This is a genomic window from Kluyvera sp. Awk 3 (genome assembly GCF_028069715.1).
Classification (GTDB): domain Bacteria; phylum Pseudomonadota; class Gammaproteobacteria; order Enterobacterales; family Enterobacteriaceae; genus Kluyvera; species Kluyvera georgiana_A.
This window is the reverse complement of the sequence record NZ_JANEWH010000143.1, coordinates 1-10976: the sequence shown is the minus strand read 5'-3', so window position 1 is coordinate 10976 and position 10976 is coordinate 1. Positions and strand designations below refer to the sequence as shown.

10 protein-coding genes and 1 other annotated feature are annotated in these 10976 nt (G+C 54.1%); of the genes, 4 read left to right on the top strand and 6 right to left on the bottom strand.

The features are described from left to right. Positions 1 to 421: 421 nt before the first annotated feature. The 3 genes from clpB to rluD form a co-directional block, all read right to left on the bottom strand. Positions 422 to 2995: an ATP-dependent chaperone ClpB gene (gene clpB / locus NNN71_RS20945; protein ID WP_167575211.1), complete on the bottom strand. Its 2574-nt coding sequence runs from the start codon at positions 2993 to 2995 to the stop codon at positions 422 to 424. A 130-nt stretch (positions 2996 to 3125) separates the two neighbouring features. Continuing rightward, a complete protein-coding gene (gene yfiH / locus NNN71_RS20940) occupies positions 3126 to 3857 on the bottom strand; it encodes a purine nucleoside phosphorylase YfiH (protein ID WP_271459256.1) in 732 nt (243 codons plus the stop codon). Beyond that, positions 3854 to 4834 (bottom strand): 23S rRNA pseudouridine(1911/1915/1917) synthase RluD, encoded by a 981-nt coding sequence (gene rluD, locus NNN71_RS20935; RefSeq protein ID WP_163448362.1) that lies wholly within the window; start codon positions 4832 to 4834, stop codon positions 3854 to 3856. Before rluD ends, yfiH begins: the two co-directional genes overlap by 4 nt. A gap of 132 nt (positions 4835 to 4966) precedes the next feature. Here rluD and bamD point away from each other — a divergent pair, with 132 nt between their 5' ends. From bamD to pheA, 4 genes are all read left to right on the top strand, one after another. Further along, the gene (bamD, locus tag NNN71_RS20930; protein ID WP_064543397.1) at positions 4967 to 5710 is read left to right on the top strand and encodes an outer membrane protein assembly factor BamD; all 744 of its coding nucleotides are present in this window, start codon (positions 4967 to 4969) and stop codon (positions 5708 to 5710) included. A gap of 273 nt (positions 5711 to 5983) precedes the next feature. Continuing rightward, positions 5984 to 6325: a ribosome-associated translation inhibitor RaiA gene (raiA, locus tag NNN71_RS20925; protein WP_064543378.1), complete on the top strand. Its 342-nt coding sequence runs from the start codon at positions 5984 to 5986 to the stop codon at positions 6323 to 6325. A 117-nt stretch (positions 6326 to 6442) separates the two neighbouring features. Beyond that, positions 6443 to 6568: a sequence feature (Phe leader region), on the top strand. Further along, a complete protein-coding gene (pheL, locus tag NNN71_RS20920) occupies positions 6444 to 6491 on the top strand; it encodes a pheA operon leader peptide PheL (protein WP_121497579.1) in 48 nt (15 codons plus the stop codon). Its footprint overlaps the feature before it by 48 nt. Before the next feature lie 23 nt (positions 6569 to 6591). Further along, complete coding sequence (gene pheA, locus NNN71_RS20915; protein ID WP_163448369.1) at positions 6592 to 7752, top strand: bifunctional chorismate mutase/prephenate dehydratase; 1161 nt, start codon at positions 6592 to 6594, stop codon at positions 7750 to 7752. Here pheA and NNN71_RS20910 read toward each other — a convergent pair. The 3 genes from NNN71_RS20910 to aroF form a co-directional block, all read right to left on the bottom strand. Then, positions 7749 to 8621: an SMP-30/gluconolactonase/LRE family protein gene (locus tag NNN71_RS20910; RefSeq protein WP_271459255.1), complete on the bottom strand. Its 873-nt coding sequence runs from the start codon at positions 8619 to 8621 to the stop codon at positions 7749 to 7751. The two genes, pheA and NNN71_RS20910, sit on opposite strands and share 4 nt — an antisense overlap. A 64-nt stretch (positions 8622 to 8685) precedes the next feature. After that, positions 8686 to 9807: a bifunctional chorismate mutase/prephenate dehydrogenase gene (tyrA, locus tag NNN71_RS20905; protein WP_271459254.1), complete on the bottom strand. Its 1122-nt coding sequence runs from the start codon at positions 9805 to 9807 to the stop codon at positions 8686 to 8688. 9 nt (positions 9808 to 9816) lie between these two features. Then, positions 9817 to 10887 carry a 3-deoxy-7-phosphoheptulonate synthase AroF gene (gene aroF, locus NNN71_RS20900; protein ID WP_064543372.1) on the bottom strand — a complete coding sequence of 357 codons (1071 nt, stop codon included), beginning with the start codon at positions 10885 to 10887 and terminating at the stop codon, positions 9817 to 9819. Positions 10888 to 10976: the final 89 nt, after the last annotated feature.

Below are 10976 nucleotides of genomic sequence, written 5' to 3'. Positions count from 1 at the left end.
GAATTAAACTTCGTAATGAATTACGTGTTCACTCAGAGACTTGGTATTCATTTTTCGTCTTGCGACGTTAAGAATCCGTATCTTCGAGTGCCCACACAGATTGTCTGATAAATTGTTAAAGAGCAGTGCCGCCTCGCTTTTCTCAGCGGCGCGGGGTGTGCATAATACGCCACCCTGCCACGAAGTCAAGCGTTTATTTTCGCTTTCTTCGCCGACGTTCTCAGGAGAACCTCGTTGACCCGGCGGCTTGTTTGCCGTTGTTCCGTGTCAGTGGAGGCGCATTATAGGGAGAAAATGAGAAGCCGCAAGCATAAAATAGAAAAAAGTTTTCACACGCTCATTTTTCATTCAATTATCTTATTTTCGCCTGGTTTTTAAACAAAAACGAGCCCCATAGGGCTCGTTTTCTTCTTTTTGTGACTTACTGCACTGCCACAATCTGATCGTCTTTCACTTCCAGGCGAATGGTTTTACCCGGCAACAGCTCGCCAGACAAGATTTGCTGTGCCAGCGGGTTCTCAATCTGCTGCTGGATAGCACGTTTCAGCGGACGTGCGCCATACACCGGATCGTAACCATTTTTACTCAGCAGTTGCAGAGCTTCGTCGGAGATCTGTGTTTCATAGCCACGTTCTTCCAGACGTTTGTACAAACGCTGCAGCTGAATCTGCGCAATCGACGCAATGTGTTTTTCACCCAACGGATGGAAAACAACCACTTCATCAATACGGTTGATGAACTCAGGACGGAAGCTGTGGCTGACCACGCCCAGTACCAGATCTTTCATATGCCCGTAGTCCAGTTCACCGAAGCGCTCCTGAATCAGGTCAGAACCGAGGTTAGAGGTCATGATGACCACCGTGTTACGGAAGTCGACCGTTCTCCCCTGCCCGTCGGTCAGACGCCCATCGTCCAGAACCTGCAGCAGAATGTTGAACACATCCGGATGCGCTTTCTCTACTTCATCCAGCAGGATGACGGAGTAAGGGCGACGACGCACCGCTTCTGTCAGATAACCGCCCTCTTCATAACCGACATATCCCGGAGGCGCGCCCACGAGACGAGACACGGAGTGTTTCTCCATAAACTCGGACATGTCGATACGCACCATCGCGTCATCGCTGTCGAACATAAAGTTAGCCAGCGCTTTACACAGTTCGGTTTTACCTACCCCGGTTGGCCCCAGGAACAGGAATGAACCAATCGGACGGTTCGGGTCAGACAGCCCTGCACGGCTACGGCGAATCGCGTTAGAGACCGCTTCAACCGCTTCGTTCTGGCCAATCACGCGGCTATGCAGATCCTGCTCCATACGCAACAGCTTCTCACGCTCACCTTCCAGCATACGGGCCACCGGAATACCGGTCCAACGCGCCAGTACTTCGGCAATCTCCGCATCCGTCACCTTATTACGCAGCAGGCGCATAGTTTTGCCTTCGGACAGCGTCGCCGCTTCCAACTGTTTTTCCAGTTCCGGAATTTTGCCGTACTGCAGCTCGGACATCCGCGCCAGGTCACCGACACGACGCGCCTGTTCGATGGCGATTTTCGCCTGCTCCAGCTCCGCTTTGATAGTTTGCGTCCCAGAGAGTGACGCTTTTTCCGCTTTCCACTCTTCTTCTAACTCAGAGTACTGACGCTCTTTATCGCTCAGCTCGTCGTTCAGCATGTCGAGACGTTTCTTACTCGCCTCGTCAGACTCTTTCATCAGCGCCTGCTGTTCCAGCTTCAACTGAATGATACGGCGATCGAGACGGTCGAGCTCTTCCGGCTTCGAGTCAATCTGCATACGAATGCTGGAAGCCGCTTCATCGATAAGATCGATGGCTTTATCCGGCAACTGACGGTCAGCAATATAGCGGTGAGAGAGCGTCGCCGCCGCGACAATCGCCGGGTCGGTGATCTGCACGTGGTGATGCAGTTCATAACGCTCTTTCAGACCACGCAAAATCGCAATGGTGTCTTCCACCGACGGCTCTGCCACGAACACTTTCTGGAAGCGACGTTCCAGCGCCGCATCTTTTTCGATGTACTGACGATATTCATCCAGCGTGGTCGCACCAACGCAGTGCAGTTCCCCGCGCGCCAGCGCCGGTTTCAGCATATTACCGGCATCCATGGCGCCATCGGCTTTACCCGCGCCAACCATGGTGTGCAGCTCGTCGATAAACAGGATGACGTTGCCTTCCTGTTTTGCCAGATCGTTCAGCACGCCTTTCAGACGCTCTTCAAACTCACCGCGGTATTTCGCCCCGGCCACCAGCGCCCCCATATCCAACGCCAGTACGCGGCGGCCTTTCAAGCCTTCCGGCACTTCACCGTTGATAATACGTTGCGCCAGCCCTTCAACAATGGCGGTTTTACCGACGCCCGGCTCACCGATCAAGACGGGGTTATTTTTAGTACGACGTTGCAGTACCTGGATGGTACGACGAATTTCTTCATCACGGCCGATCACCGGGTCGAGCTTGCCTTGCTCGGCGCGTTCAGTCAGATCGACAGTGTATTTTTTCAATGCCTGGCGTTGATCCTCGGCACCCTGGTCATTCACGCTTTCACCTCCGCGCATCTGTTCAATTGCCTGAGTGATATTGGCGGTAGTTGCGCCCGCAGTTTTTAGCAGGTCGGTCAGAGTGCCACGAGACTCAAGCGCCGCCAGAACGAACAGTTCTGACGAAATAAAGTTATCGCCGCGTTTTTGCGCCAGCTTGTCGCACAGATTCAGCACGCGCATCAGATCCTGAGACGGCTGCACGTCTCCCCCGGTGCCTTCCACCTGAGGTAAACGGCTCAGCGCCTGATCGATAGCCGTGCGTAGCTGGCCGGCATTAATGCCCGCGGATGTTAATAAAGGACGTACCGAGCCCCCTTCCTGATTCAGCAAGGCGCTCATTAAATGAAGAGGTTCGATAAATTGGTTGTCGTGCCCCAGTGCGAGTGACTGAGCATCGGCAAGAGCAAGCTGGAATTTATTGGTAAGACGATCCAGACGCATGACTCCTCCCATATATAGGTCAATTTTGCTACAGGAGATTAAATGAGGTCATCCCTCAATTATTCAAGGTTAAATGACCTGGTCTATGAGAAAAAAATGTCTGCCTTCTGGATCGTCTTGATTCTATAGGTTATATCAGCCAGATGAAACTTGCCATACGACCCGTAATACGGTCGCGGCGATAAGAGAAAAAATCATCCTTTTCGCTGAAAGTACAGCGGTCGCCGCCAAAGACGGCGGTGACGCCAATATTCCCTAAACGCTGACGTGCCAAAAGGTAGATGTCGGCATTATATTTTTCGCCTGCTGGACGAAATGCGCTAACCGCGTTGGCGTCTTTGGCCATAAACGCTTCACGCACTTCCGGGCCGACTTCAAAAGCCTGCGGACCAATCGCCGGGCCAAACCAAGCAAGGATATTTTCGGGACGGTCTTTGAAGCAGGCAACGGTCTCTTCCAGCACGCCGTCGCATAAACCGCGCCAGCCCGCATGTGCCGCGGCCACTTCCGTTCCTGCTTTATTGCAAAACAGAACCGGAAGGCAATCCGCCGTCATCACCGCGCACACTGTCCCTGGCGTATTACTGTAGGAGGCATCCGCACGCTTCGAAGCATAAGGCTCGCCGGTCAGATGCAGCACATCTTTACCGTGCACCTGCTCCAGCCACACCGGTTTCGACGGCAGTTGGCCCGCCGCGAACATACGCTTACGGTTCTCCTCAACATGTTCGGGATTATCACCACAGTGAGCGCCGAGATTGAGAGAATCCCACGCGCCTTCACTGACGCCACCGACGCGCGTTGAACTACAGGCGGCCACGCCTTGCGGCAGCGGCCATTCCGGGACAATGATTTTGGTCATAACCAGTCTACGTCATCCTTATGTTCTTCAAAGTCGGCACGCATCGCGGCGATCAAATCGACCATATCCTGCGGGATAGGCGCATGCCATTCCATTTCAATCCCCGAGATCGGGTGATAGAGACGCAGCATAGTCGCATGTAGCGCCTGGCGGTCAAACTTACGCAGTACGGAAATGAACTCATCCGACGCGCCTTTTGGCGGACGCGGACGGCCACCGTAGACCTGATCGCCCACCAGCGGATGGGTGATGTGCGCCATGTGCACGCGGATCTGGTGCGTACGCCCGGTTTCCAGACGCAGCCGCAGACGCGTGTGCACACGGAAGTGTTCCATAATACGATAGTGCGTTACCGCCGGTTTCCCCATCGGGTGAACCGCCATGTGCGTACGTTTGGTCGGGTGACGGCTAATCGGTTCCTCAACGGTACCGCCCGCAGTCATGTGACCAATCGCCACCGCTTCATACTCGCGGGTAATCTCGCGCAGCTGCAGTGATTCAACCAGGCGTGTTTGCGCCGGAACGGTTTTGGCCACCACCATTAAACCGGTGGTGTCTTTATCCAGACGGTGGACGATGCCCGCACGCGGCACATCGGCAATCGGCGGATAGTAATGCAGCAGCGCATTCAGCACCGTGCCATCCGGGTTACCAGCGCCCGGGTGAACGACCAGGTCGCGCGGCTTATTGATGACGAGGATATCATCATCTTCATATACAATATCGAGTGGGATATCCTGCGCTTCAAAGCGGATCTCTTCGTCGATTTCAGCATCGATAGCGACGGACTCGCCACCCATGACTTTTTCTTTCGGCTTGTCTGAAACTTTGCCATTAACCTGAACGCGCTGGTCGAGGATCCACTCTTTTATGCGCGATCGCGAATAATCAGGGAACATTTCGGCCAAAGCCTGATCTAAGCGTTGACCGAGTTGTGACTCGGACACCGTTGCGGTGAGTTGTACTCGTTGTGCCATATACAGCTTCTTCGTTAACGTTGGGTTTTTACGGCTTCGCCGTTTAATATAGTGTGCTATTGTAGCTGGTCTTAATCGGGAACAGGAACTGTGAATATCCCGTATAAACATTTTGAGGAAAGTCAAAACGTCATGACGCGCATGAAATATCTGGTGGCAGCGGCCACGTTGAGCCTGGCTTTGGCGGGGTGCTCTGGTTCAAAGGAAGAGGTTCCTGATAATCCGCCTAATGAAATCTACGCAACTGCTCAGCAAAAGCTGCAGGACGGTAACTGGAAACAGGCAATAACGCAACTGGAAGCGTTGGATAACCGCTATCCGTTCGGGCCATATTCTCAACAGGTACAGCTGGATCTGATCTACGCATACTACAAAAATGCCGATCTGCCGCTGGCTCAAGCCGCCATTGACCGTTTCATTCGTCTGAACCCGACGCACCCGAACATCGACTACGTGATGTACATGCGCGGCTTAACCAACATGGCGCTGGACGATAGCGCGCTGCAGGGCTTCTTTGGCGTAGACCGCTCCGACCGCGATCCGCAGCACGCCCGTGACGCATTTAACGACTTCTCGAAGCTGGTGCGCGGCTACCCGAACAGTCAATACGTCACCGACGCCAACAAACGTCTTATCTTCCTGAAAGACCGTCTGGCGAAGTATGAACTTTCCGTTGTTGATTACTACACCGCCCGCGGCGCGTGGGTTGCTGTCGTAAACCGCGTCGAAAACATGATGCGTAACTTCCCGGATACTCAGGCGACTCGCGATGCTCTGCCGAAGATGGAAAATGCCTACCGCGAAATGCAGATGACGGCACAGGCTGATAAAGTCGCGAAAATCATTGCCGCCAACGGCAAAAGCACTCAGTCCTGATTCAAACCCCTTAGAAAGCAAAACGGCAGCCCGATGGCTGCCGTTTTTTTATTCGTTTTAATGACTTGCTGAAGCGGTTTAGCGCCAGGTCATCCTATCAAATATGGCTGTATTTTCCCGAATCGACAAGTAAAAAATCACTTCTTCCTGTCTTGACTCACAAAATGAATGCGCTGACAAAAAGTGACAAAATAATGTGATCTTTATCACACATTTTAAGCAAATCCGAGGTATGCTGGAATCACCAAGACGGAAAGACAAGAGGTAAAATTTATGACAATGAACATTACCAGTAAACAAATGGAAATTACTCCGGCTATTCGCCAGCATGTCGCAGACCGTCTCGCAAAATTGGAAAAATGGCAAACCCACTTAATCAACCCGCATATCATTCTGTCCAAAGAGCCACAGGGATTTGTAGCGGACGCCACGATGAACACCCCGAACGGGCATCTGGTCGCCAGTGCGAAACATGAAGATATGTATACCGCCATTAACGAATTGATCAACAAGCTGGAACGGCAGCTCAATAAGGTGCAACACAAAGGGGAAGCCCGTCGCGCCGCAACGTCGGTGAAAGACGCAAGCTTCGTAGAAGAAGTTGAAGAAGAGTAAACTGAACTTTGTACTTTAATGTGTATCGCCAACGCGCCTTCGGGCGCGTTTTTTATTGACAGAACGAAAACAGAACGAGTACTGTAAAACCTCATCACGCTAAGGATTTAACCTGATAGTGAAACTTCTACCGTTTTTCTTCGCATTCTTTTTTACCTTCCCCTGAATGGGAGGCGTTTCGTCGTGTGATAAAGAATGCGAAGACGAACAATAAGGCCTCCCACACCGGGGGGCCTTTTTTATTGATAACAAGAAAGGCAAACATGATGACTTCGGAAAACCCGTTACTGGCGATACGCGATAAGATAAGCGCCCTTGATGAGAAATTAGTGAGCCTGCTGGCCGAGCGCCGTGGTCTGGCCATTGAGGTCGGTAAAGCCAAGCTGGCCTCTCACCGCCCGGTACGCGACATCGACCGCGAGCGTGATCTGCTGGAGCGCTTGATTACGCTGGGCAAAACCCACCAGCTTGACGCGCACTACATCACCCGCCTGTTCCAGCTCATCATTGAAGATTCCGTGCTTACCCAGCAAACGCTGCTCCAGCAGCACCTGAATAAGATTAACCCACATTCAGCGCGTATCGCGTTTCTGGGCCCGAAAGGTTCCTACTCGCACCTGGCGGCCCGCCAGTACGCGGCCCGCCACTTTGAGCAGTTCATCGAAAGCGGCTGCCTGAAGTTTGCCGATATCTTTAACCAGGTTGAGACCGGTCAGGCTGACTACGCCGTGGTGCCGATTGAAAACACCAGCTCCGGCGGTATTAACGACGTCTACGACCTGCTGCAACACACCAGCCTGTCGATCGTGGGTGAAATGACGGTCCCTATCGACCACTGCGTGCTGGTAAACGGTACAACCACACTCGACACCATTGAGACGGTGTATAGCCACCCGCAACCGTTCCAGCAGTGCAGCCAGTTCCTGAGCCATTATCCGCAGTGGAAAATTGAGTACACCGAGAGCACCTCGGCAGCAATGGAGAAAGTGGCGCAGGCCAACTCACCAACCGTCGCGGCGCTGGGTAGCGAAGCCGGCGGCAAGCTGTATGGTTTGCAGGTGCTGGAACACTGCCAGGCCAATCAGACGCAGAACATCACACGTTTTCTGGTTCTGGCGCGCAAGGCGGTGAACGTCTCCGACCAGGTGCCAGCGAAAACCACCCTGCTGATCGCCACCGGGCAGCAGGCCGGTGCGCTGGTTGAAGCGCTGCTGGTATTGCGTAATCACAACCTGATCATGACCAAGCTCGAATCGCGCCCGATTCACGGCAATCCGTGGGAAGAGATGTTTTATCTCGACGTCCAGGCGAACCTGGACGCGCTGCCGATGCAAAAGGCGCTCAAAGAGCTTTCCGGTATTACCCGCTCGATGAAAGTGCTGGGTTGCTACCCAAGCGAAAACGTCGTACCGGTCGACCCGGTCTAACGTTCGATAAAAGGCCGTTTCTTCATCCCTGCCACCGCCACAGGCAGGGTGAAGATAGCGCCGGACAGTGGATACTTCGCCACCTCATCAGCCGACATATTCTCACGCGTCGTGGTAATAAACAGCGTACGCATATCCGCGCCACCGAAGCAGACCATTGTCGGGCAACGCACCGGCAGACGATATTCCGCAAGCTGCTCTCCCGTTGGCGAGAAGCGAGCCACTCGCCAGCCGTCAAACATCGCGCTCCAGTAACAGCCTTCTTCATCGATGGCCGCGCCGTCCGGGAGCCCCTCACCGTCTTTAAACAAGCGGAAAATCTCCCGAGTTCCCGGCTCGCCGTCGGCGTCCAGCGGCGTACGATAAATCACCCCGTTCGGCGTATCCGAGGTGTACATCCAGCGTTTATCCGCGCTGAATGCCAGACCGTTCGCGCCGTGAATATCACACTGAATCACCTTTGGCCTCAGTTGGTTATCGACCCTCACCAACAGCGCACCGTTGTAGTCACCCGGCCCCCAGAAGGTACCGGCATAAAAACGTCCATCGCGATCGGTGCCACCGTCATTAAAGCGCGCCAGCTGTGGATTGCTTGGGTTATCGCAGATTTTATGCTGGAGCAGACCGCGGCTATCGGCAAGCCAGATTGCGCTGCGTAGCGCGACGATAAAGCCCCCCTTCTCCCGCAGCGCAAAACAGCCCACCTCTTCCGGGAACTGTAAGATCTGGTGGTCGCCCGTCGCAGGTACATAGCGGTGAATTTCACACTCCATGATATCCGCCCAGTACAACGCCTGCTCGGCGTCACTCCAGGTCGGGCATTCCGGCAGATGTCCGGTGTAATCAAACAGCAGGTTTGCTTCAGCCATCGTCTTCATCCCATAAAAAAAGCCAGAGGATTTCCCCTGGCTTTCAAGTATATACAGTTTTCGGTTACTGCCGACTGTCATTCGCCTGGCGTAACAGTACGCGGCTCTCACTCTGGAAACGCTGCGCGTAGTCGCCGAACCAGTGTTCCACCTTACGGAAGCTGTCGATAAACGCCTGCTTATCGCCCTGCTCCAGCAGGCCAATTGCCTCGCCAAAACGCTGGTAGTAACGTTTAATCAGCGCCAGGTTGTTGCCGGACGACATAATAATGTCGGCATACAGCTGCGGATCTTGGGCAAACAGACGGCCAACCATCGCCAGTTCCAGGCGGTAGATCGGTGAAGAGAGCGCCAACAGTTGTTCCAGCTTCACGTTCTCTTCCGCCAGATGCAGGCCATAGGCGAAAGTCGCAAAGTGGCGCAGCGCCTGGATAAACGCCATATTCTGGTCATGCTCAACCGCGCTGATACGGTGCAAACGCGCGCCCCAAACCTGAATCTGCTCAAGGAACCACTGGTAGGCTTCAGGCTGGCGACCATCGCAGTAGACCACCACCTGTTTGGCGAGGCTGCCGCTGTCAGGGCCAAACATCGGGTGCAGCCCCACAACAGGCCCCGAATGTGCCGACAGCATCGCCTGAATCGGCCCGGCTTTCACCGAGGCCAGATCCACCAGAATGCAGTCCGCGGGTAATGGCGGCAGCTTCGCAATCACCTGTTCAGTCACATGGATTGGCACGCTGACGATGACCATACCGGCATCCGCCACCATTTCTGGCGCGTTTGCCCAGTCTTCTTTTTCCAACGTCCGCACCTGGTAGCCGGACAGGGTCAGCATTTTTTCAAACAGCCGCCCCATCTGGCCGCCGCCGCCGACAATCACCACCGGGCGCAGCGACGGACAGAGCGTTTTGAAGCCTTTGTCGTTTTCGCTGGAGTAGGACTCGCGCATCACCCGACGCAGCACGTCTTCAATCAAATCCGGCGGCACGCCTAATGCGGCAGCCTCTTTGCGACGCGAAGCCAGCATTGAAGCCTCACGTTCCGGAACATAAATCGGCAGGCCGTACTGGCTTTTGACTTCGCCAACTTCCGCCACCAGTTCCAGACGCTTCGCCAGCAGGTTCAGCAGCGCCTTATCCACTTCATCAATTTGATCGCGTAGCGCGGTCAGTTCAGCAACCATACAATCCTCTTACGCCAGACGAGCCGCCAGATGGCCGCGTAAATCCTTGTCGAGCTCACGAAGCAGCGCATCGGTCGTTTCCCAGCTGATGCATGCATCGGTTACCGATACGCCGTATTTCATGTCACAGCGCGGTTGCTCGGAAGACTGATTGCCTTCGTGAATGTTGCTCTCAATCATCAGACCAATAATGGAACGGTTACCGTCCTTGATCTGCGCGACAACGGATTCCGCTACCGCAGGCTGACGACGGTAGTCTTTATTGGAATTACCATGACTGCAATCTACCATCAGCGATGCACGCAGTCCCGCCTGTTCCATCTCTTTTTCACACTGCGCGACATCTTCCGGGCCGTAGTTCGGCTTTTTACCGCCGCGCAGAATTACGTGACCATCCGGGTTGCCCTGAGTGCGCAGCAGGCAAACCTGACCGGCCTGGTTGATACCCACGAAACGGTGCGGCATCGCCGCAGCGCGCATCGCGTTGATGGCGGTCGCCAGCGAGCCATCGGTGCCGTTTTTGAAACCAACCGGCATCGACAGGCCTGAAGCCATTTCGCGGTGAGTTTGTGATTCTGTGGTACGCGCGCCAATCGCTGACCAGCTGAACAGATCGCCCAGGTACTGCGGGCTGTTCGGATCCAGCGCTTCGGTTGCCAGCGGCAGCCCCATGCTGACCAGTTCAACCAACAGACGACGAGCAATTTTCAGTCCGCCTTCCACATCAAACGAGCCATCCATGTGCGGATCGTTGATAAGCCCTTTCCAGCCGACGGTGGTACGCGGCTTCTCAAAATAGACGCGCATCACCAGGTAGAGGCTATCGCTGACCTCTTCCGCCAGTGTTTTAAATCGACGCGCATATTCGATGGCAGCTTCAGGATCGTGGATGGAGCAAGGCCCACACACTACCAACAGACGCGGATCGCGACCGGAGATAATGTCAGAAATCGTTTTACGTGACTGGGCGATTTGCGCTTCCTGCTCAACGGTGAGCGGGAATTCAGCTTTCAGCTGATCCGGGGTGATCAAAACCTGTTCATCGGCGATATTTACGTTGTTCAGCGCGTCTTTTTGCATGATGGCATTACCTGTTATGGCTCGTTTGCGATAGTTGTTTCCTCAATGAGGTGAACTCACAATATCATAATGAGTAAAGATATCAATCC

What these genes read in the sequence shown, in the direction of transcription:
- clpB (WP_167575211.1), bottom strand. Translation starts at nt 2,995, where the DNA reads ATGCGTCTGGATCGTCTTACCAATAAATTCCAGCTTGCTCTTGCCGAT.
- yfiH (WP_271459256.1), bottom strand. Translation starts at nt 3,857, where the DNA reads ATGACCAAAATCATTGTCCCGGAATGGCCGCTGCCGCAAGGCGTGGCC.
- rluD (WP_163448362.1), bottom strand. Translation starts at nt 4,834, where the DNA reads ATGGCACAACGAGTACAACTCACCGCAACGGTGTCCGAGTCACAACTC.
- bamD (WP_064543397.1), top strand. Translation starts at nt 4,967, where the DNA reads ATGACGCGCATGAAATATCTGGTGGCAGCGGCCACGTTGAGCCTGGCT.
- raiA (WP_064543378.1), top strand. Translation starts at nt 5,984, where the DNA reads ATGACAATGAACATTACCAGTAAACAAATGGAAATTACTCCGGCTATT.
- pheA (WP_163448369.1), top strand. Translation starts at nt 6,592, where the DNA reads ATGACTTCGGAAAACCCGTTACTGGCGATACGCGATAAGATAAGCGCC.
- NNN71_RS20910 (WP_271459255.1), bottom strand. Translation starts at nt 8,621, where the DNA reads ATGGCTGAAGCAAACCTGCTGTTTGATTACACCGGACATCTGCCGGAA.
- tyrA (WP_271459254.1), bottom strand. Translation starts at nt 9,807, where the DNA reads ATGGTTGCTGAACTGACCGCGCTACGCGATCAAATTGATGAAGTGGAT.
- aroF (WP_064543372.1), bottom strand. Translation starts at nt 10,887, where the DNA reads ATGCAAAAAGACGCGCTGAACAACGTAAATATCGCCGATGAACAGGTT.